Genomic DNA, 21625 nt, shown 5'->3' with positions numbered 1-21625 from the left:
AATCAGAAGCAATGAATTATACACTGTGTTGTGGTACGTTTTTATTTTTTCTATTCAATTTTGATTGTCGCAAAGTTTCGTCCTTCACCTTTTATTTGTCCTTTTCGTTTTCCGTAAATAAGGTTAATTATTTCCTTTCTAGAATTTGCAATTATCGTGTCGGTCGGTGTTTCAATTTTTATGTAATCAGTTCTTAGTTCCCTTTCTTTGATTTTCACGTTAAACATCGTTCCCGTAAAAATTGAGAGAACTGTCATCGAGCTGTCAGGTTGAAGTACGACCACAGAACTTTCTGATTTCAGGTTGTTCGGATAATTAGTAATCTGATTTTTATTTGAATATTCAATTCCTGGTCGAACGGTTACTTTGGCATTATAGCCAGAAGTATTATGAATGGTCAAAACTTTGAATCCTTCACAGCTTGTTAAAAGTGTCAAGGTTATCAGCAGTGTAAAAATATTAGTTAGTCGTATCATAGTAATGTACCACAACGGTGGGATAAACACCATGGTGTTTATCCCCATTATATTTATTCCATCAAATCTACATATAATTCTTACATATCCAGAGGATTTGTAATAGAATTAAACGTATTGCTAGCTACATGGGTGTAAATCTCGGTCGTCTTTGTGGAATTGTGTCCCAATAGTAGCTGAATGTATCGCAGGTCGGTACCTGCCTCCAAAAGATGTGTGGCAAAGCTATGTCTTAGAGTGTGTGCAGTCACTCGTTTTTTTATTCCAGCCTTCTTTGAAGCTTGGTCTATTATTCTTCCAATGCTTGTGGGACTGTATTTTTCCCTGCTTTGTCCCTCGAAGAGGTATGTCTCTGGTCTATATTCAACATAATACTTCCTCAGATCATCAAGTGTTGATTTTGCCAATAAAGTATATCTGTCCTTGTTACCCTTGGCGTCGTTTACTTTAATTAGCATTCTAGTGCTGTCAATATCCGTGGGTTTTAGGTTTAGCAATTCACTTCTTCTCAGGCCTGCTGAGTAGAGAAGAGATAGGATGCATTTATGTTTAAGGTTGGTGGTCGCTTCCAGTAGATTTTTTACTTCTGTTTTGGACAGGACAATTGGCAATTTCGTTTGTTTTCTAGGGCGTTCAATATCATAGAACCTGTTTGGCATACCCAGTACCATTTCATAATAGAACTTGATGCTGTTGATGGTTTGGTTGATATAGGAGTTTGACCATTTAAGGCTTACCAAATGCATGAGATAGTTTCTAACGTCCAGCTCATCCAGATTGTCAATGTCCTTGTCGGGGTAGTGGTTGATAAACTTTTCAAAGCATGAGACATACGTTTTTACTGTATTGTTGGCATAATGCTTGAGTTCAAGTTTGTCAAGGTATGAATCAGGACATACTTTGTAACCATCTGGTTTTTCCCTGTTCCTGAACCATTGTACATCAAATTCCTCATCAAGCATTTTTGCATTGGATTTTTCGAAAAAGTAATTGGTGTTGATCCAAGCTACACCACGGAAAAGATTGAAGATTGATGTTAGGTTTTTTTGATTATTTGGTATGTAGTACATTCCAAAATCCGTACTCCATTCAATGCCGTTCAGTTCTTTTATCATGCTGTTCAGAACCTTGTCAGAATTGAACTTGAGCCCAATGTACTTTTTGTTGTCAATCAAAAGGTGTTTGAGTGAGATATGTTTTCTGACTTCCATTATTTTTGGTTTGGTTAATATAATATTACTGAAAATAAATAACTTAGTCGTATGTTAAACGTATAGGATACATTTGTATTCGTTTATAAACGTTTGTAAATGGATAAGTTGAAACCAACCGTTAGATGTTTGAAATGCAGGAAGAAACTAAAAGGGCGTTCCGACAAGAAATTTTGTAATGACCATTGCAAAAGTGCCTATCATTATAAAAAGAGTCTGGAAGGGGAGCTAAAGTTTTACAATGATGTGTTACGTGTCTTGCGCAATAATAGAAAAATATTGAAGCTTTACAATAGGGAAGGGAAGTCCACTGTAAGATGTGGAGTGTTGCTTGAAGAGGGCTTCAATCCAAAATTCTTCACCCATTATTGGAAGAACAGCAAGGGGGATGTGTACCTGTTCGTTTTCGAGTTTGGTTTTTTGAAAAGGAGCGAACACGGAAAGGACAAATATGTGCTTGTAAAATGGCAGGAATATATGGAGCATTGAATATTATGAGAAAAACAATACTCCGTACTGTTTGTCAAGTAAGAAAGAATACCACATTTCCCGTTTGAACATCATAAAATGCAGTTCTGCCCATATGATCCTTTGGAACATTGTTGACGGGAAGGTATCTGTTGGCTATTAGGTTTCTTAGGTCCTCGATGTCTTTTTTTGTTGCCGGTTCATTTTCTTTTGGGGTGAAAATTTTCTTTACTGTGTCATAGGCCATATTTCCTGCGATGTTATTTGCCACGCCACCCCACGACATTTGCTCTGTTTTTGTTTTTTTGTCTTCCTTTGGCGGAGCTAGATCAGTTTCTTTAGCTGTTGGAATTAAATTAGGGACTCCCTGTTTCTGTTGCCAATTACGGCTTCTACAGGAATTGCTACAGAATTTTTGAGCACCTCTTCTTGTGGGGATAAACTCATCTCCACAGTATCTGCAAATTTCGGTTTCCTTCATTTATGCGTAAATTAAACGTTTAATTTACGCATAAATGTAAGAAAGTTTACAGATCCAACCTAAAAATACCTTTTAAAATACTTCTTTCGGCTTCCTCATTGCTGATAAGCGGCTGTTTTTTAACGGGCTTGTCAGTAATTGTTTTTGCCTTTATTTTTTGAGGGGTATCGGTCAAAGGTTCTTTTGGGGTTTGATTGTGGACTCCTTCAAAACTAAAACCGTTATCGTTTAATTTTTGGAGCTCATCAAAAGAATCCCCAATGATGGATTTTATATTCGGCTTGACATTTTGGGCCTGGAAATTCGGTTTGCAGAAGTGTTGGACAAAGAGATTTCTATGTTCGGTGTAATTTGTATGCTGTAGCCTGAAAAGGGGAGTGGCTTCATTCAAATTATCGAGGTACTGGGCCATGTTGTCATTGAGCCAACCAGTGACGTAACAGATGGCCTCCAACTGTTCCAGATATTTTTTTGCCACATAGTCAAATTCAATTGCTTCCGATTCCCCTTTTTTATGTAGCAATTGGAAAAAGTTTTTTTCCAATGTCCCTGCTTTCATCATCATTTTGCCACTGTCCCGTTTGCTGTCCAGTTCAATTGGACCCGCATAGTTGTCGAACAGCATGGCTTTGTTTAAGAAGTCCTTTTCTTTTAGGGCTTCAATTTTCATAAGTTCCTCCGCCAAAATTGAATCGTTCGGAATGAAGAACAGAAAATCGATCCAGAGATTTTTAAGGAGATCCAAATAGAAATCGTGTAGGGGTGTTCTATTCATTGGCTTGTTTTAGCATTTCAGAATAATCTTCGGGCAGTTCGGCATCGATATCCCTCAAATATTTCTCCAGAGCTGCCATGGATGAATGTCCAGTAATGAGCATGAGCTTGCTTTTAGCTTCAAATGGAGAGGATTCCTTCACCAATGCCCTGTAGAGTTTGGTAATATAGGTATGCCTGAAACTGTAGAGTCCATAATCGGTTCCCAAATTGAAATGGTCCTTAACCACTTTTTTGAACCGCTTTGAGAAATAGTCTCTTTTATTGATCAGTGCCGTGTCCCAGTCCCCGCCCAATTTATCGGGAGTGAACAGTACGGACTCGCCGTCCATTTTTGAGAGGTCAGGAAGTTCGTTCCAAAGAATCTCAGGGATTATCTTGGTCTTCAAAGGACTGTTCTTTGCCTTGAACTGAATGGTCCTGCTCACTGGATTGATGTCCTTGACCTTTAGCCTACATACTTCGATTGGTCTCAAAAAGTTATAGGAGATAAACTTTATATATAATAGGAGAATCGGGTCTTTCTCTTCCAAATATTCAAATATGGCCTCTTGGGTTTCGTTGGAATAGGTCTTGTTCCTCTCTGGAGTGGATTTTAGAACAGGGATTTTCTTTATGAAATTTGATTCTATGATGTCATTGTCCTCCAAGACCTGCACAAGACTGCTCAAATCCGTTCGGTAATTGTTCCTGTTCCTTGCACTGGTGTTTGTCAGCATATCGTTTAGAAATGCAGAGACCACTTTTTTGTTCAACTGTTCAATGTTCTTGACCTCGGGAGCATTGTTTTCGACCCACTTCAGAAACGTATCGACCCTGCCTTCGTATCCCTTTACGGTTGTTTTGCTGAGCAATTTCCTTTTGATGTTCAGGGAAAAGTCAAAGGCTTCCCTAAGGGATGTTTGGGGGATTTCAACCTCAGGAGACTTTGTTTCAATTGATATTTTCTCCTCTTTGGGAGTGTTGTCCAGTTCGGTCTTTGGAACAACGGTATTTTCCTCTTCCTTTTTACCGTTCAGTTTTTGGTAGAGTTCCGTATTGTCAGCAAACGGGTTGTACCCCTTCTTAAGAAGTTTCAGGATGGTCTTTCTGTAAATGGTCAGTACCTCAAGGCGCTCTTCTTTGGTTTTATATTTATTGGTCTCACCATAAAAGGGGGTAATCCGTTTTAGCTTTCCAGATTTCGGGTCTCGGAATGAAAAATACACGTACCAACGTTTGGAAATATCGCCCTTTGCGGTGTAGATTTTTGGGTTGGAAAAATTCTTTTTTTGGGACAAATCGTATGCAGTTTCGTATTCACTTTCGTATGCAAAAGCAAAAATCTGTTCAGATGTAAACATAAAAAAAGCGGTTTAGTAAAGCCTAAACCGCTCGTTTGCAAATGATTGCTTGTTGTAGCGAGACCGAGATTTGAACTCGGGACCTCTGGGTTATGAATCCAACGCTCTAACCAACTGAGCTATCTCGCCATCTTTTTTGCTTTCGCGGGTGCAAATATATAAACAAATTTAGTTTCCGCAAATATAAATGCATTAAATTATTTTTTATTTTTTTGTTTTAAACTAACCAATTAATGTATATCTTGAGCGAGATAATAATGTTATATATGGAAGAAAAAATTAAGTTAGAAATAGAATTTCCTATCCACGCCTCGCCTCAATTGTTATACCAATATATATCAACACCTTCAGGTTTGTCCGAGTGGTTTGCAGACAATGTGAATTCCAGAGGGGAAATCTTTACCTTTATTTGGGACGATAGTGAGGAGAAAGCAAAAATGCTGAGCAAAAAAAGTGGGGAGCGTATAAAATTTAGATGGCTCAATGACGATGCAGTTGATGCCTCTTATTTTTTTGAGATAAAAATACAGGTAGATGAAATTACTAAGGATGTATCCTTGATCATTACAGATTTTATAGATGAGGATGAAATGGATGAGGCCAAAATGCTTTGGGAGAACCAAATTTCAGATTTGAAACATGTTTTAGGCTCCGCCTAGACTAACAGTAATATAAGTTATATATTTGTCCCGATTTTTAATCGGGACTTTTTTTATGATCAATTTAAACGGAACACTTCAGGAAGAAACGCAGTTTAATCTGTCAATCAAAAATAGAGGTTACCAATTTGGTGATGCGCTTTTTGAAACTTTTAAGGTGGTGCATGGCAAGATTCTATTTTTGGAAGACCACTATTTTAGGTTAATGGCTTCCATGCGTATTTTACGAATGGAAATCCCTATGGAGTTTACCATGGAATTTCTTCAGGAAGAAATTTTAAAAACAGTTCAGGCAAACAATTTATCCAATGGTACTGCTAGAGTCAGGTTTACTGTAGATAGGGGAGAAGGTGGGAAGTACACACCTTTGCATAAAAGCATTAATTATAATGTCGTGGCAGAGCCCTTATTGACTCCGTTTTATAGCATCGATCAGGATAAAGCCTATGAAGTAGATTTGTTTAAAGATTATTATGTAGCTCCAGGTTTGTTGAGTACTCTAAAGACCAATAATAAGGTTATTAACGTATTGGGAAGCATCTATGCCCAAGAAAACCAATTGCAAAACTGTCTGTTGATGAATACGGAAAAACAGGTGGTAGAAGCTCTAAACGGAAACTTGTTTTTGGTGAAAGGAGACAAAATAAAATCTCCACCATTACAAGATGGCTGTCTAAAGGGGGTGATGAGAAAACAAATTATAGAATTGCTATTGAATATGGGCGACTATGAGTTCTCCGAAGCGTCCATTTCTCCTTTTGAACTGCAAAAGGCAGACGAACTCTTTGTGACCAATGTTATCACAGGTATCCAGCCTATAACAAAGTATAGGAAGAAAACCTTTGGAACTACCATAGCGAATCTTTTGGTTGAAAAGCTGAATGTGAAAATCAGGCTCTCTTAATTGTAGCTTGGATTTTCGGGGGCGTTGGACCATATGCAGTACTCGCCTCCAAATTCTAGCATTTTTTCCTTCCAAAAACTGTCTCCGCTTTTTCTGATAAGCTCATTTCTATAAATATTCTCAGAAACCACCCATGAATTGGAATGTAGTTCTCGGTCCAATTGGTTGGGTTCCCAACCAGAATAGCCCAGGAAAAACCTGATATCCGAATTTGCTAACTGTCCGCTGTTCAGAAGTCCCAATGCAACTTCAAAGTTGCCTCCCCAATATATTCCATTAGATATTTCTATACTGTCCGGAATCAGTTCCGGGACCTTATGGATAAAGTACAGGTTGTCCTGCTCTACAGGCCCGCCGTTGAATACCTTAATGTTGGCGTCGGTTTCTGTAATGAGGTCACCTAGTGTGTAAGGGAGTGGCTTGTTCAATATAAAGCCAATGGAGCCTTCATCAGAATGGTCGGCTAGTAAAATCACAGACCTATTGAAAGACATATCTCCAATAATCGATGGTTCTGCCACTAACAAGTGGCCTTTTTTGGGTTGAAGTGTAATCATAGCAGTATGATTTATCATAAATCTAAAACTATTTTTTTTAAAAACCAACAAAAATGATTGACTATCAACATACACGTAAAAAAAAACTCACTTTGAAAGTGAGTTTTTTAAGTATAAGTTATAAAAGGACTAAAAGAAATTTTCTTTAGTTCTTAATTTTTTAGTTAATAGCGTCCGATAAATCAGATCCAGCTTTAAACTTCACAACGTTTTTAGCTTTAATTTGGATAGTTTTACCTGTTTGTGGATTTCTTCCTTCTCTTGCAGATCTTTTAGAAACTGACCAAGTACCAAATCCTACCAAAGAAACTCTATTTCCTTTTTGCAAAGCTCCTTCGATATCAATTAATAATGAATCTAATGCTTTTTTGGCAGCTGCTTTAGAAATTCCTGCGTTTTCTGCCATTCCATTGATTAAATCTGTTTTGTTCATAAATTTAAATTTTTAATTATTAAATAAATAGTTGGGTTAAACGTTTTATGTTAAATCCTCTTACAAATTTATACGGATAATCCATTCACGCAAGTAATAGCAAGGGAAATGCAAATATTTGTTGATAACTTTAACGATTTGTTAATAAAGGATGTGTATTTCGTCGATGTTTTCAATTTTTTCAGCAATAGCAAGGGTTTAGAGCATTTTTGCCCCCCTTGAAAACTGAAATCCGTTCAAAAGTGATTTAACGTCCATTTTGCGCTTTCCAGGAAGCTGAATTTCCTTAATAATAAGGTAACCATCTTTAACCGAAACTTTTAAATGGTCTTTTGCTACTTGAATGGAACCAACAGTATCATTAGGCGAACTTTCTTCCTTGGCAATTCCAAAAATCTTTACTGCTAAGCTTTCTCCATTATTTTCCAAATAGCACCAAGCCGATGGAAATGGATTCAAACCTCTAATTTTATTGTAAATGCTATCCAAAGGTTGGTTCCAATCTATTTGACAATTGTCTTTGTCTAGTTTGTAGGCTGTTTTTAAATCGTCATTTTGGGGCTGAATAGTAGTAGTCACATTTTCTGCAGCGATAAGATCAACAGTTTCTATAATAAGTTCGCTTCCCATATGCATCAGTCGATCGTGGAGCATCCCTACGGTTTCGTCTGGAGCGATAGCTGTTTCCTTTTGTAGAATAACAGCACCGGTGTCAATTTTTTCATCTATAAAGAAAGTAGTCACACCCGTTTTGGTTTCACCATTAATAATAGCCCAATGTATTGGTGCGGCACCTCTGTAATCTGGTAACAAGGAGGCGTGAAGGTTGAAAGTACCATATTTAGGCATGTCCCAAACCACTTTTGGAAGCATTCTAAAAGCAACCACGATTTGCAAATCGGCTTCCAAAGCTTTTAATTCTTCAACAAATGCTTCCGATTTTAGGTTTGTTGGCTGTAAAACATTCAAGCCTTTGGAAAGGGCATAGGTCTTTACGGCCGATTGGTTGAGCTTTCTACCGCGACCCGCTGGTTTGTCTGGAGCCGTGATAACGCCCACAATATTATAACCCTTACTAACTAGGGCGTCAAGGTTGGCAACAGCAAATTCTGGTGTGCCCATAAATACTATGCGAGGGGAATTTTTCATGTGTGTGTTAATTTATAGGTGTTTGTGGGTGTAATATTAATTATATGGTGTTCCAACATGAGCTTTAAAACATTTAAAAGCTCATGCTCTTCGTAGGGAAGTAGGTTGGCTAAGTCTCTAGAGGATAACGGTTCGTTTTCCAACGCGGTAATAATGGCATTTTTAATGCTTTTAAGGTCTGCATTGGCTGGCTTTTTTTGTTTTTCTTTTGAAATACATACCGAACAAATGCCACAGTCCTTAACATCGTCTTCTCCAAAATATTTCAGCAGTTGAACGCTTTTGCAGATGCTATCATTATTGGTATAGTTGATAACCGAAGTGATTTGATCTTGTCTTAATTTGTGTTGTTGCAAGATGATTTTTGAAATTCGGTTGATGGTTTTGTCATCTTCACGTGGTTGTAAAAACGTGAGTTCAGAATCGGTGTTGGAATGTTGAAAGTTGATGATTTCATCTTTTTGCAATTGTTCAAGAGCTTTAATAATGATAGCTTCTGGCAAACTTGCTTTGTTGGCAACCAGTTTGGTATTTATTTTCAGTAAATGTTCAAAGATTCCTCCGTAGGTTCTGAGGATGGATTTTACGATAATGGCCAAGTCTCTATGAGTGTCCAAATAATGAAAAAGTGCTTGGTTGCTAATTATGAATTGCACTTTGCTTTGTTGGTTGAATTGTTGTGATAGATATATCACGCTGTTTCGGTCCAACAACTGCAACACATTATAGGCAAGTGTGGTGTTGAACTCATAGGCTTTACAAAAGTCTATAAAATTGAATTGAAATACACTGTTAACACCTTCGCCGTAGGATACCTGGAAGTAATTACATAGCTTTCTGTATACCAATTTGATGAAGTCCATACTCGGTAAGGTCTTTAAAAACTGGTTGTGTAGCTGTTGCTCGTCCGCTTTACTTTTTAAGATAACGGCAAAGGCCTTTTTTTCATTTCTACCCGCTCTACCGGCTTCCTGGTAGTAACTTTCCAAACTTTCGGGCAAGTTGATGTGAATCACCGTTTTTACATCCGGTTTGTCAATCCCCATACCAAAAGCTGTGGTGGCCACCATAATGGGTGTTTGGTTGTGGGTCCAGGCATATAAGCGGTCTTGTTTTTCATCGCTGTTTAGCCCACCGTGGAAAAAGGTACTCGCAAAACCCTTTTGAGACAGATACTGACTTATTTCAATCGTAGACTTTCTATTTCTGGCGTAGATAATAGAAGCGCCCTGATGTTTTTTTAGTATTTGTTCAAGTTTATAAAGCTTATCCTCAGCCTCAACCACAATATAGGCAATGTTGGGCCTGTAAAAGGAGGCTCGGAATACCTTAGGTGAAATAAAGTCGAGCTCCTTCATGATATCCTCCACCACATCGGGTTTGGCCGTTGCGGTAAGTGCAATCATGTTCACCGTAGGGTGCAGACGTCTTAAAACATTAATGTTTTTATAGGCGGGTCTAAAGTCGTTTCCCCATTGCGAAATACAATGGGCTTCATCTACCGCGATAAGATTGACATTCATTTGTTGAATCCTGTCCTGAACCAAACTTTGCTGAAGCCGTTCCGGAGACAAGTACAGGAATTTGTAATTCCCGTAAATGCAATTGTCCAAAAGTGTATCTAATCGTTCAGCACTAAGGCCGCTGGTGATGGCCATGGCTTTGATGCCTTTTTCGTTGAGGTTATTCACCTGATCCTTCATAAGGGCCACCAAGGGAGACACTACAATACAGATTCCTTTTTTGATAATAGCTGGAATTTGGAAGCATACCGATTTCCCTCCTCCAGTTGGCAATAGGGCAAAGGTGTCTTCATTTTCGAGCACCGCATTGATGATTTCCTCCTGAAGTGGTCTAAAGGAGGTATGGTTGTAATACCGTTCTAAAACTTGTATAGGGTGCATGTCTAAAGATTTAATAACCCTAGGATAAAATCGGTTCTATTGGAGACGGAGGCAAACGGGACATCGTGTAATTGGTAACCATATCTAGCATAAGTCGCCACCAAATGTTTGTGAATGTTAACCGCTTGGTCAAAATTTTCATAGCGTTCGCTGTCGCTTTGGAAAATCTCTTGCCAAGGTGCCAATACAAACACATAGTTGTAGGTATGCCTTTCGCACATATCAACAAAAGAAACAGGATATTGGTCTCCAATATAATCCATGTAGGCCAGGACATCTGGGATGCCACGGTCATAAAACACGGCCTTTTCTTCTTGGTGCTTTGCATCCAAGAACTGTTTTACCCGACCTTCCAAAAGCATTTCACTAAACTTAAGAGGCTCGGTCAAAAACAGTTGTTCAATACCATTTTTGCGGGCTTCCAAAGTTACTTGACGTGAAATCTCATCAAAACAATTGTAGCCGCGTTGTTTCAGTTCATCTATAATGGACGATTTTCCGGTACCGGGACCTCCTGTTATTACGATTCTTTTAGTGTTCAATGCACGGAATTTATGCCGTAAAATTCGGAATTTAAATAATGATTACCAATTATAGGCCTAAATTCCCATTTAGGGAATAAGGTTTCCAGTCAACAAATATCGGTGTTAATGAAAGAATAGGGTGTGATTAATACAAAGGAAACCGTATATTTGCCTATTAAAAATTGACGATGAGCATACAAGGAAATCCAGAAGAATTCTATAAGAAACTAAGATCTCAATTATACGATACGGCATCTTGGCCTTCTATATATCTATATAAATTTATCGTTCCTAGCGATGCTTCAAAAATAGCTACCATTGAATCTTTGTTCAACAATATGGGAGCTGTGATCAACACTACCGAATCCAAAAACGGAAAATATACCAGTGTTTCCGTAAATGTGAACATGCAAGATCCAGACGCCGTAATTGCAAAGTATAAAGAGGTGGCTGCCAAGGTAGAGGGGGTTATTAGTTTATAGGAAGTCCATTAAGGTTTGTTAACAGTAGTGAGACTAATCCGTTCAAAATAGTTGCACAAGCTTGCTTGAAGTGATACAGAGGAAATTTCCCCTTGTTTAATTTCGTGGACTAATCAATTTTTTTGTATTTTGCGCAAGAGTGCGACCAAACTACGTGCACTATTGTAAATACCTCAATAATTTATTTTGATAGACGATTTAGAATACAATACAGAGCGTGAACATTTAATCATTCCCGAATATGGGAGGCACTTGCAAAAAATGATTAATTACGCAAAAGCTATCCCAGAAAAGGAAGAACGCAATAAAGTGGCCAAGGCCATAATTTCGGTGATGGGGAACTTGCAGCCCCACTTAAGAGACGTGCCGGATTTTCAACATAAACTTTGGGACCAACTTTTCATCATGGCCAATTTCGACCTTGATGTAGACTCTCCTTACGAAAAACCTTCTAGGGAAGAACTGCAGTCGCGTCCAGAACCTTTGGAATATCCTCAAAACCATCCAAAATACAGGTTTTACGGGAACAATATCAAAACCATGATAGATGTTGCCAATACTTGGGAAGATGGGGAGCTTAAGGAAGCCCTGATCTATACCATTGCAAACCACATGAAAAAGTGTTTCTTGAATTGGAACAAGGATACGGTTGAAGACGATGTTATTTTTGGTCATCTCTACGAATTGTCAGGAGGTAAAATCAACCTTAGGGAGAGTGATGAAGATTTATCAGATTCTACAAGTTTGATGCGCAGTAAAAAGAAATTTGCATCAAGCAGTAAAAAAACACATCACAAAAAGAGTAATAACAATTCCAACCGAAACAGAAAACGTTACTAAACTTAATGAGTACATTTGTAATTGAAGGAGGCCACCAGTTAAAAGGTAAAATTCAGCCTCAGGGAGCGAAAAACGAAGCTTTACAAATTCTATGCGCAGTATTGCTTACTGCAGAAGAAATCACCATACATAACATTCCGGATATTGTAGACGTCAACAAACTTATTGATTTGTTGGGGAAACTTGGGGTGAAAATCAACAAAATAGGAAAAGGATCCTACACTTTTAAAGCCGATGAGGTGAATATGGCCTATTTGGAGTCTGCCGAATTTAAGGAAGACGGAAAAGGCTTAAGAGGATCTATCATGATTGTAGGGCCGCTTTTGGCAAGATTTGGGAAAGGATATATTCCAAAGCCAGGAGGAGACAAAATTGGTCGTCGTAGATTGGATACGCACTTTGAAGGGTTTATCAATCTTGGAGCTAAATTCCGTTATAACCGTGAAGACCATTTTTATGGGGTTGAAGCTGAAAAGCTAAAAGGAACCTACATGCTTTTGGATGAAGCTTCGGTAACAGGAACTGCCAATATTGTTATGGCTGCGGTTTTGGCCGAAGGCACAACGACCATCTATAATGCCGCCTGTGAACCTTATTTGCAACAACTTTGCAAGATGTTGAATAGAATGGGCGCGAAGATTACAGGAGTTGGTTCCAACATGTTGACTATTGAAGGCGTGGACCAATTGGGCGGTACCGAACATAGGATGCTTCCGGATATGATTGAAATTGGGAGCTGGATAGGTTTGGCTGCCATGACCAAAAGTGAATTGACCATCACCAATGTAAGTTGGGATGATTTGGGATTGATCCCAAATGTATTCCGCAAATTGGGGATTACTGTAGAGCGTCAAGGCGACGATATTCATATACCAAAGCATGAGGATGGTTATGAAATCCAGAATTATATTGATGGGTCTATCCTAACGGTTTCTGATGCACCTTGGCCAGGGTTTACACCAGATTTATTGAGTATTATTTTGGTAGTGGCTACCCAAGCACGAGGAAGTGTTTTGATTCATCAGAAAATGTTTGAAAGCCGATTATTCTTTGTGGATAAATTAATCGACATGGGAGCTAAGATCATTCTTTGCGATCCGCACAGAGCAACCGTAATCGGGCATGATTTTAAATCGACCTTAAAAGCCACAACCATGACGTCCCCAGATATTAGAGCAGGGGTGTCCCTATTGATAGCGGCATTATCTGCCAAAGGAACGTCTACCATCCATAATATCGAACAGATTGATAGAGGTTATGAAAACATTGATGAACGTTTAAGAGCTATTGGCGCGAAGATTGAGCGTGTAAGTGGTAACTAAAAAGCATTTAATTAAATAAAACAAAACCTGTAAGGAGAGTTTCTTTACAGGTTTTTTTTATGTAAATTATCTTTTAGTTAAAAGTTGACCGTAAGTTGAATAAGTCCTATGCGAAAAATTACATTTCTATTTTTATTTGTAACTATATTTTCTTGTAAACAAGAGGAAGAACCATATGCCATGTATGGACTATTAATTGAAGAATCCATTCAATCAACAGAATTGTTGGAAACTCAAATTTCGGAAAGCCTTAAAGATGAGAAACTCATCAAGGATGAGGTGGCAAAATCATACGATAGTCTGACAACTGAATACTTTAAATATTTGCGCAAAACATACACGGAATTAATTGGAAATATTGAAGACCCAACCAATTACAATGGTGAATTTTCTGAGAAAGAACCTATCAACGAATTTTTCTTCAATGGCGAAAAATATAATCTAAACGGGGCTGAATTCATTTCAAAACTAGAAAACTATAGAACTGATATCTTGGAATTGATTATAGATGAAAATTTAGCCAAAAGAGTTCGAAAAGAGTTAAATACAGATGTTGTTCAGAATCGGGATGGTAAGAAATTTGACTATTTGAATTATATGTATCAAGACCTACCATTAATAAGTGTATTGGCTCATATGAAAAATAGAGAAAAGTTAATTGTGGAATTGGAGAATGACTTTTTAAAAAATAGACTGTTACATGAATAAAACTTATCGTCAGTAGATGTGAAATTCCTTCCGTTTTTTATAATGTAAAATTCTTTATTTTCATTGTTCTGGATTCAAAACTTAATTCAATGCAGCCTTATAAGTGTTTAAACAACGCTCTCTGGCCTCTTTGTGATCCACCATGGGCTGTGGATAGATGAGTTCTTGAAAATCTGGTACCCATTTGGAAATGTATTTTAAGTCTTTGTCAAATTTTTCAATTTGTGTTGTGGGATTGAAAATTCTAAAATAGGGAGCGGCATCGACACCACAGCCTGCTACCCATTGCCAATTGCCAATATTGCTGGCCATTTCGTAATCATGAAGTTTTTCAGCAAAATAAGCCTCTCCCCAGCGCCAATCTATCAAAAGATGTTTACATAAAAAACTACCAACCAACATACGCACCCTGTTATGCATAAACCCAGTGGCGTTCAATTGTCGCATACCTGCATCTACTAGGGGATAGCCCGTATTGCCATCACACCACTTTTTAAATTCTTCTTCATTGTTTCGCCATACAATATTGTCGTATTTAGGTTTGAAACTTTGTGTGGCCGTATGTGGAAAATGCCAAAGAATTTGCATAAAAAACTCTCTCCAAATCAATTCTTGTAAAAACACTTCATTCGATTCGGCTGCTGCTTGTTTTACAATGTCTCGAATACTCACGGTACCAAAGCGTAAATGAGGCCCTAAACGGGAAGTGCTGTCCTGGGAGGGATAATTTCGGGTGGCTTCATAGTTTTGGATGCTTTCTGAAGACAGCTTGTAAGGCGCAATTTCTTGTGAAGAGACTTCAAACCCCAAATCTTCCAGAGTAAAATTTTTGGTTGGAGTATGCTTAAATAGATTATCAAAATTGGCGTCGGGGGTTGTTTCCTCAAAGGATAGACTTTTAAAACGAGCTTTCCATGCTTTCATATAAGGCGTATAGACCACATAGGGTGTGCCATCCTGTTTTACAATCTCATCCTTTTCAAAAATAACTTGGTCTTTAAAACTGTTGAATATGATGTCTTTTGAGGAAAGGAATTGTTCTATCTCTTTATCCCGTTGTTTCGCATAGGGTTCATAATCGTGGTTGGTATATATGGCATTGATATGATAGTCTTGCGTAAGCTGTTTAAAAGCTTCTAAAGGCCTTTTGTAATAAATGGGCAACGAACTTTCATAATTTGTTTCAAGAGTCTTCTTAAGGTCTTGAATGGTTTGATATATAAAAGTGACACGAGCATCATCCTTTGGGAGATCTTCCAAAATATTAGAGTCGAAAATAAAAATAGGCAGTATGGGATAATCTCCTCGTAGAGACTGTTGCAGCCCAATGTTATCATTTAGCCTCAGGTCTCTTCGGAACCAGAATATATTGATGGTTTGTTTCATGAGGAATATTTGCCAAAGATGGCTTCTAATTTTTCATATCTGTATTGAAAGATTTCTTCCAATTTTGGTCGCACTAAAAATGGATGTACCATTTGACCCAAAATGCCAAAGGGCAATTTATAATCAATGACATCCTCCATTTGTATGCCTCCTTCAATGGGTTTTATAAAATGTTTATGGTGCCAAAGCGCATAAGGACCAAACCGTTGTTCGTCTACAAAATATTTATGGTTTTCAACATGCGTAATTTCTGTAACCCATTTGGTTTTTATGCCCAAAATAGGAGAGACCCAATACTGCACAATTTGCCCCGGAAACATGGATTTTTCTGCACCGGAAATAATATGGAAGCCCATATAATCTGGTGTGATAGTTTTTAAATTCTTTGGATTGGAAAGAAACTGCCATGCCTCTTCTACGGAAATTGGCAGATTCTGAATTCTATGTAAGGTATAAATCTGCATTAATTGTAAAGAAAAATATAAGCATTCAAGGACGAGGCCACAACCAACCAAACAATGTAGGGTAGCAGTAGGAGTCGCATTTCCCGAACATTTTCAATGCGGTATTTGAAAAAGAAATAGATTACGACCAAGGTTAAAAGGATGATAATGAACAAGGCTGGAAGCACGAGGTGTTGTTTGAAAAACACATAATTCCAGGATACATTTAAAATAAACTGAACCGTAAAAAGCGTCCAGATATACTTAGAACCCAAATCTCGAATCAAATAGGCCATGTATATGGAAAAACAGAGCATGATGGTAAACCAAGCAGCCCCAAAAGCCCATCCGGGAGGAGTCCAAGGCGCTTTGTTGAGGTTGAGGTACCAATCGGAATGTGGACCGTTGTCCATAAACCAGGTCCCCAGGGCCAAGGCTCCAAAATTGATAATCAAAAAAACAAGAATGAGTTTGAATAGTTTCATTGTAGGTGTTTTGTGATTTTCTTGCTTAGTGGTTTGGTGATAGAATAGTAATAGTCTACTAAGTGTCCATTTTCATCCACCAGATATTTTTGGAAATTCCATTTCACACCAGAACTTGAAACACCGTTAATGTCTTTGTTCGTGAGCCATTGGTATAGCGGATGTTGTTGGTCTCCCTTCACATCAATCTTTTCGGTGATTAAAAAGGTCACACCGTAATTTCTTTCACAAAATGTTTTGATTTCATCAGCGTTACCTGGTTCCTGACCTCCAAATTGGTTACATGGAAGTCCGATGATCATCAATTGGTCTTTATAAGTTTCGTACAATTCTTCCAATTCTTCATATTGAGGTGTAAATCCACATTCGGAAGCGACATTAACAAAGAGGATTTTCTTGCCCTTATAGTCCGCTAAATTGATGGGTTTATTATCGATGCTGTTTATTTTAATGTCGTAAATAGACTGTTTTGGTTCTGATTGGGAAGATGTTTTAAATAGTGAAAACATGGTTACTATGAGTATTAAGGTTCGCATAAGTTTTAAATTTTAAAGGTTGTGATGCCACAGTCCATTTGGAAGATTTGGCCAGATATGGAAGCAGATTTCTCTGATAATAAAAATACGGCTAAATCGGCAACTTCTTGTGGCTTTAGGAATTTTTTAAGGGGATGCCTTTCAATAATATTGTCCTTCATTTTGTCATTTCGCAATAGTTTGGAAGCTAATTCCGTATCGGTAACCGTTGGGGCAATGGCATTGATTCTGATACTAGGGGCAAGTTCGGCTCCAAGGGATTTTACCAAACCTTCAACTCCTGATTTTGCGGCCGCAATACTGGAATGAAAAGGCATGCCCAATTTGGAAGCTACCGTACTGAACAACAAAATTGACGGTGCTTCACTGTTTTTTAAAATAGGTAAATATTGTTGTATGAATTTTACAGCTCCAAGAACGTTTATCTCAAAATCGGATCTAAAATCATCCAAGGTTAATCTAGGAAAAGGTTTTAAATTGATACTTCCTGGGCAATATACCAAAGCATCGGCCTGTTGAATATCGGGTAATGTATCGGTTAAAATGTCGCAAGTGTAGTGTGTCAGGTTTTGATGTGTCACTTGCGGGGCACTTCTACTAATATTGATGACCTGATGGGTTTCCAACAAGGTATTCAGGATGGCATTGCCAATACCTTTGCTTCCGCCTACAATAATTACAGTTTTCATGATTGTTTTATTTCTGTCTTCTTATCAAAATCATTTAAAATAGATACACGGGTTCTAGGCAGGCTATCTGGAAAGTTTTGTTGTATAAACTTAATCAGGCCTTCTCTAACGTACACGCGTAAATCCCAAGCTTCAGGAGAGTTTTTGGCACTCATAAGGGCACGTATTTCTACACTGAATTCTTTGGAATCCGTCACCTGCAATACATTTACCTTATTATCCCATAAAGGCGTGTTTTCCAATAGACGGGTAAGTTCCTTTCTAAGAGCGTCAAAATCGATATTGTAATCGGTGTATATAAATACGGTTCCTAAGATTTCGGCGGTGGTTCTGGTCCAGTTTTGGAAGGGCTTTTCAATAAAATAGGTAGTTGGCAACACCAGTCTACGTTTATCCCAAATTCTTACTACCACAAAGGTTAGGGTGATTTCTTCTACCCAGCCCCATTCGCCTTCCACCACCAATACATCGTCCAAACGGATGGGCTGAGAAATGGCAATTTGCATACCAGCCAAAATGGTGGCCAAGGCTTTTTGGGCAGCAAACCCAAGGATGATTCCCGCAATACCCGCCGAAGCAAAGACACTTAGCCCAAATTTTCTAACGCCTTCGAAAAGCATCAATCCAGAGCCTATGGCAATGGTGATAATCACAAAAATGATGATGCGCTCCAAAATGTTGAACTGTGTATAAAGCTTTCGGGCCTGTAGGTTGTCTTCTTGGTTGAGGTCGTAATTTTCAAGATAATTCTTTTTAAAAACCCTTAACAATACAATAATCGTCCATGTTATGGCGATGATGAATAAGATGGAACTAATTTTACGCATCACGTAATGGACATTCTCTGAATTTTGAATAAACGGTAGGTTGAACTTAGGAAGGAATATCGCTAGTAGAATAATTAAAAACGGAGTGATGTAACGTCTTATAAAAGTCATATAGTTGATTTTTAGAAATATAAAATACGGGTAATGTTAGAGAGAGGAAAACTTTTGAATTCCTTTCTTTCCGTTTTTTGAGAATTGATAATTAAATCGTGATATAATTTACTATTTCTAAAAGATGTTTGCAAAGGAAGATTGTTTAAGACACGTTTTGAGGTTTAGCATTAAAAGGACAGGCTAATTTTGAAATCATCCCATTGAAAATGAACAAGTGAAAGGGGAGTACGCTGTACCAATACAATCTTCCGGCAAGTCCTCTTGGCCTGAAGGTGGCCGTTTGTTTGAGGATATTGTTTTCAATCTTGAATTCAAGCCAAGCTTCTCCAGGAAGACGCATTTCGGCATAGAGCAATAATTTCATTTTATCTTTATCGGCAAAAATCACACGCCAAAAATCTAAGGCATCGCCAGTATGAAGTTCATCGGGATTAGTACGCCCTCTTCGAAGACCGATACCTCCCGCTAGTTTATCTAGATATCCTCTGATATTCCATAGAAAACTTCCATAATACCAGCCTGTTTCACCACCAATGGCCCAAATTCTAGACAACGTCAGTGGGATGTTTTGTACTTTACGCTCTTTATAATCTTTAAAGCAGCCAAATTTTGGAACGTTGATATATTTATGTGAATTGCTTTTTAGCTCGCCACTGCTTATAAATGAATCCTTCCAGCTGGAGAGAATGCTGTTTTGTTCAATCTTTTCAAATGCCAGTGTCACCGCTTCTTTGTAGGTAATCGGGTGAATATTTAAAAGCGTGTTGATGTTGCTGGGTTTCCCTATAATTGGCACGCCCATGCTATCCACTAAATTACAGGCAAGTGTGTAGGAGGTGGAAGTGACAAAATACAGCCAATAGGAAGACAATTTTGGAGTCATTACCGGAACGGTTAAAATATACCGTTTTAGCTTTCTCACTTCAGCAAACTGGAGCAACATTTCTTTGTAGGTCATGATTTCTGGTCCGAAAATGTCATAGGTTTTATTGTGTAATTGTGTGTTGCCAAGACTTTTGGACAGGTAAGCCAATACATCCCGAATGGCTAGTGGTTGCGTTTTGGTATGCAGCCATTTTGGGGCTACCATGACTGGTAGTTTTTCCACCAAATCCCTAATGATTTCAAAGGAGGAGCTTCCGGATCCTACAATAATTCCAGCCTTAAAAATAGTCGTAGCGTATTTATTTGACTTCAGAAGATCTGCCACCTGTTTTCTGGAACGCAAATGTTTTGAGAGATTCTCATCGTTGGAAATTCCACCTAAAAAAATAACTTGTTTAACTTGAGTGGTTTCTAAGCGGCTTTTAAAATTTAGGGCACATTGGGATTCCAGTTCTTCAAAATCACTTGAAGAATTAGACATGGAATGGATTAAATAATAAGCGGCTTCAATGTCGTTAGGAATATTAGATAAAGTTTCAGGTTTAAGGAAGTCTACTTCCACAACCTCTATGTTGGGATCTTCCAAGTAATGTTCATCCACACGGTAGCGGTCCCTTACAGCGCAAACCAAATGATGCCCCTGTTCCAAAAGGATTGGCATTAAACGTTTACCTATATAGCCCGTTACCCCGGTTAGCAGAATTTTCATGGGTGTTTTAGTGTTTCAAAATTGGAGATCTTCACATTTTTTGCCTTCAGATCAAACATCAAGCTATAAAGTCCAAAAAAGGTTCTGTTGATATAGATGAAATGTTGAGAGCCTCGGTTGCCATTCATTTTTCGCAAATCGGTGTTTTTGGCATAGGACTCTCCAAGATTGGCAATTTTTCCAAAGAAGTTGGCATCGGAAAAATCGAAGGTTTCTGTTTGTAAGGGCTGTGTAAACAATTGCAGAATGTCATGGAACATGGCTGTGAAAAATTCCATTTCTTCTTTCGAATCTTCTGGGCGTAATATTTCCAGTTCCAACATTTTTGCTTTAAAACTTGCGGAATCATTCAATATGTTTGGATCTGCCAATTCAAAATAAGGGTTGTAGAAATCTTCAGGAATGGTTTTCATGCATCCAAAATCCAAAGCAATCAATTCTCCAGTTTTGGAAACCAAGAAGTTTCCGGGATGCGGATCGGCATGTACCTTCTTTAGTTTGTGGATTTGAAACATATAAAAGTCCCAAAGCGCTTGCCCAAGGGTGTTTGCCAATTCTTGATTGCTGTTCCTTGAAATGAATTCCGAAAGGTGATCACCTTCCATATAATCCATGGTGATGATGCGTTCTGAAGAAAGTGCTTCGTAATATTGAGGAAACTGAAGGTTTGGAATATTCTGGCAGGCTTTGGCCACTTCCTTGCTTTGTTGCAATTCAAGGATATAGTTGGTTTCCTCTATCAATTTGCCTTCCACTTCCTTGAAATATTTATCTGAGTCCTTTCCTTTAATGTTGAACATTTTAATGGCAATCGGTTTCACCATGGCCAAATCTGATTGAATACTTTCCGCCACTCCGGGATATTGAATCTTAACAGCCAGTTTTTTACCATCTTTTTCGGCTAGGTGTACTTGGCCAATACTTGCAGCGTTTACCGAATTTGGGTTGAACTTATCATAGATTTCGTGAGGCGATTTTTTAAAATAAGTTTTAAAGGTTTTTGTTACCAAGGCAGGGGAGAGCGGCGGCACAGAAAATTGTGCCAATGAAAACTTCTCTACATAGGCCTGCGGCAGGATGCTTTTTTCCATGCTCAACATTTGGGCTACTTTGAGGGCACTTCCTTTAAGCTGCTTTAAACTGTCATAGATGTCTTCGGCATTATTTTGATCCAATCTAGATTTGGCTTCCTGTTCTGTTTTGGTGAGCTTGTCACCGTAGTATTTTAGATAGTTTACGCCGACTTTAGCTCCCGTAGCTACCAATTTGGAGGCCCGTTCAATTTTTGATGTTGGAATTTTATCAATGGTCTTCAT

General features: G+C 38.2%; 25 protein-coding genes and 1 tRNA gene. 7 read left to right on the top strand and 19 right to left on the bottom strand.

What is annotated here, in order from left to right:
• Positions 1-50: 50 nt before the first annotated feature.
• On the bottom strand, positions 51-437 hold the full coding sequence (locus AC6I5C_RS13440; RefSeq protein ID WP_497905594.1) for a hypothetical protein: 387 nt from the start codon (positions 435-437) through the stop codon (positions 51-53).
• A 119-nt stretch (positions 438-556) separates the two neighbouring features.
• The gene (gene xerA / locus AC6I5C_RS13435; RefSeq protein WP_497905593.1) at positions 557-1687 is read right to left on the bottom strand and encodes a site-specific tyrosine recombinase/integron integrase; all 1131 of its coding nucleotides are present in this window, start codon (positions 1685-1687) and stop codon (positions 557-559) included.
• 99 nt (positions 1688-1786) lie between these two features.
• On the opposite strand from xerA, the gene AC6I5C_RS13430 reads away from it, so the two are divergent.
• Entirely contained in the window at positions 1787-2176 is a 390-nt protein-coding gene (locus tag AC6I5C_RS13430; RefSeq protein ID WP_497905592.1) for a hypothetical protein, read from the top strand.
• A 34-nt stretch (positions 2177-2210) separates the two neighbouring features.
• On the opposite strand, the gene AC6I5C_RS13425 is transcribed toward AC6I5C_RS13430, so the two are convergent.
• The 4 genes from AC6I5C_RS13425 to AC6I5C_RS13410 form a co-directional block, all read right to left on the bottom strand.
• Positions 2211-2636 carry a hypothetical protein gene (locus AC6I5C_RS13425; protein ID WP_497905591.1) on the bottom strand — a complete coding sequence of 142 codons (426 nt, stop codon included), beginning with the start codon at positions 2634-2636 and terminating at the stop codon, positions 2211-2213.
• A 46-nt stretch (positions 2637-2682) separates the two neighbouring features.
• Positions 2683-3411: a hypothetical protein gene (locus tag AC6I5C_RS13420; protein ID WP_497905590.1), complete on the bottom strand. Its 729-nt coding sequence runs from the start codon at positions 3409-3411 to the stop codon at positions 2683-2685.
• A complete protein-coding gene (locus AC6I5C_RS13415; protein WP_497905589.1) occupies positions 3404-4753 on the bottom strand; it encodes a tyrosine-type recombinase/integrase in 1350 nt (449 codons plus the stop codon). The genes AC6I5C_RS13420 and AC6I5C_RS13415 overlap by 8 nt, the downstream gene beginning before the upstream one ends.
• Positions 4754-4808: 55 nt before the next feature.
• Positions 4809-4882, bottom strand: a tRNA-Met gene (locus AC6I5C_RS13410).
• 137 nt (positions 4883-5019) lie between these two features.
• Here AC6I5C_RS13410 and AC6I5C_RS13405 point away from each other — a divergent pair.
• The gene (locus tag AC6I5C_RS13405; RefSeq protein WP_053977300.1) at positions 5020-5412 is read left to right on the top strand and encodes an START-like domain-containing protein; all 393 of its coding nucleotides are present in this window, start codon (positions 5020-5022) and stop codon (positions 5410-5412) included.
• 55 nt (positions 5413-5467) lie between these two features.
• Positions 5468-6316 carry an aminotransferase class IV gene (locus tag AC6I5C_RS13400; RefSeq protein ID WP_497905588.1) on the top strand — a complete coding sequence of 283 codons (849 nt, stop codon included), beginning with the start codon at positions 5468-5470 and terminating at the stop codon, positions 6314-6316.
• Here the strand turns inward: AC6I5C_RS13400 and AC6I5C_RS13395 are convergent.
• The 5 genes from AC6I5C_RS13395 to AC6I5C_RS13375 all read right to left on the bottom strand — a co-directional run bounded on the left by AC6I5C_RS13395 (position 6313) and on the right by AC6I5C_RS13375 (position 10901).
• Entirely contained in the window at positions 6313-6873 is a 561-nt protein-coding gene (locus tag AC6I5C_RS13395; protein WP_053977315.1) for a YqgE/AlgH family protein, read from the bottom strand. The genes AC6I5C_RS13400 and AC6I5C_RS13395 overlap by 4 nt on opposite strands.
• A 160-nt stretch (positions 6874-7033) precedes the next feature.
• Positions 7034-7306, bottom strand: a complete 273-nt coding sequence (locus AC6I5C_RS13390) for an HU family DNA-binding protein (RefSeq protein WP_053977298.1) — start codon at positions 7304-7306, stop codon at positions 7034-7036.
• Between the two features lie 198 nt (positions 7307-7504).
• Complete coding sequence (gene fmt, locus AC6I5C_RS13385) at positions 7505-8455, bottom strand: methionyl-tRNA formyltransferase (RefSeq protein ID WP_497905587.1); 951 nt, start codon at positions 8453-8455, stop codon at positions 7505-7507.
• Positions 8452-10359, bottom strand: coding sequence for a RecQ family ATP-dependent DNA helicase (locus tag AC6I5C_RS13380; protein ID WP_497905586.1), 1908 nt, complete (start codon positions 10357-10359; stop codon positions 8452-8454). Before AC6I5C_RS13380 ends, fmt begins: the two co-directional genes overlap by 4 nt.
• 2 nt (positions 10360-10361) lie before the next feature.
• On the bottom strand, positions 10362-10901 hold the full coding sequence (locus AC6I5C_RS13375) for an AAA family ATPase (RefSeq protein WP_497905585.1): 540 nt from the start codon (positions 10899-10901) through the stop codon (positions 10362-10364).
• A gap of 170 nt (positions 10902-11071) precedes the next feature.
• Here AC6I5C_RS13375 and AC6I5C_RS13370 point away from each other — a divergent pair, with 170 nt between their 5' ends.
• The 4 genes from AC6I5C_RS13370 (at position 11072) to AC6I5C_RS13355 (ending at position 14235) form a co-directional block, all read left to right on the top strand.
• Positions 11072-11365 carry a DUF493 family protein gene (locus AC6I5C_RS13370; RefSeq protein ID WP_053977294.1) on the top strand — a complete coding sequence of 98 codons (294 nt, stop codon included), beginning with the start codon at positions 11072-11074 and terminating at the stop codon, positions 11363-11365.
• A gap of 186 nt (positions 11366-11551) precedes the next feature.
• The gene (locus AC6I5C_RS13365) at positions 11552-12205 is read left to right on the top strand and encodes a DUF4290 domain-containing protein (RefSeq protein WP_053977293.1); all 654 of its coding nucleotides are present in this window, start codon (positions 11552-11554) and stop codon (positions 12203-12205) included.
• A gap of 5 nt (positions 12206-12210) precedes the next feature.
• Positions 12211-13527: a UDP-N-acetylglucosamine 1-carboxyvinyltransferase gene (gene murA / locus AC6I5C_RS13360; RefSeq protein WP_053977292.1), complete on the top strand. Its 1317-nt coding sequence runs from the start codon at positions 12211-12213 to the stop codon at positions 13525-13527.
• 180 nt (positions 13528-13707) lie between these two features.
• Positions 13708-14235: a hypothetical protein gene (locus AC6I5C_RS13355; RefSeq protein ID WP_497905584.1), complete on the top strand. Its 528-nt coding sequence runs from the start codon at positions 13708-13710 to the stop codon at positions 14233-14235.
• 81 nt (positions 14236-14316) lie between these two features.
• Here AC6I5C_RS13355 and AC6I5C_RS13350 read toward each other — a convergent pair whose 3' ends face one another.
• From AC6I5C_RS13350 to AC6I5C_RS13315, 8 genes are all read right to left on the bottom strand, one after another.
• Complete coding sequence (locus AC6I5C_RS13350) at positions 14317-15621, bottom strand: cryptochrome/photolyase family protein (RefSeq protein ID WP_497905583.1); 1305 nt, start codon at positions 15619-15621, stop codon at positions 14317-14319.
• On the bottom strand, positions 15618-16085 hold the full coding sequence (locus AC6I5C_RS13345) for an SRPBCC family protein (RefSeq protein ID WP_497905582.1): 468 nt from the start codon (positions 16083-16085) through the stop codon (positions 15618-15620). The genes AC6I5C_RS13350 and AC6I5C_RS13345 overlap by 4 nt, the downstream gene beginning before the upstream one ends.
• Positions 16085-16549 carry a TspO/MBR family protein gene (locus AC6I5C_RS13340; RefSeq protein ID WP_497905581.1) on the bottom strand — a complete coding sequence of 155 codons (465 nt, stop codon included), beginning with the start codon at positions 16547-16549 and terminating at the stop codon, positions 16085-16087. Before AC6I5C_RS13340 ends, AC6I5C_RS13345 begins: the two co-directional genes overlap by 1 nt.
• A complete protein-coding gene (locus AC6I5C_RS13335; RefSeq protein ID WP_497905601.1) occupies positions 16546-17058 on the bottom strand; it encodes a glutathione peroxidase in 513 nt (170 codons plus the stop codon). Before AC6I5C_RS13335 ends, AC6I5C_RS13340 begins: the two co-directional genes overlap by 4 nt.
• A 32-nt stretch (positions 17059-17090) precedes the next feature.
• A complete protein-coding gene (locus AC6I5C_RS13330) occupies positions 17091-17774 on the bottom strand; it encodes an SDR family NAD(P)-dependent oxidoreductase (protein ID WP_497905580.1) in 684 nt (227 codons plus the stop codon).
• Complete coding sequence (locus AC6I5C_RS13325) at positions 17771-18712, bottom strand: mechanosensitive ion channel family protein (RefSeq protein WP_497905579.1); 942 nt, start codon at positions 18710-18712, stop codon at positions 17771-17773. The genes AC6I5C_RS13330 and AC6I5C_RS13325 overlap by 4 nt, the downstream gene beginning before the upstream one ends.
• 145 nt (positions 18713-18857) lie before the next feature.
• Complete coding sequence (locus AC6I5C_RS13320) at positions 18858-20309, bottom strand: SDR family oxidoreductase (RefSeq protein ID WP_497905578.1); 1452 nt, start codon at positions 20307-20309, stop codon at positions 18858-18860.
• Positions 20306-21625 carry an ABC1 kinase family protein gene (locus tag AC6I5C_RS13315; RefSeq protein WP_497905577.1) on the bottom strand — a complete coding sequence of 440 codons (1320 nt, stop codon included), beginning with the start codon at positions 21623-21625 and terminating at the stop codon, positions 20306-20308. The genes AC6I5C_RS13320 and AC6I5C_RS13315 overlap by 4 nt, the downstream gene beginning before the upstream one ends.

This window comes from Mangrovimonas sp. sgz306409 (assembly GCF_059735265.1).
Note: the sequence above shows the minus strand (reverse complement) of the source record. Positions and strands in the feature narration are given on the sequence as shown.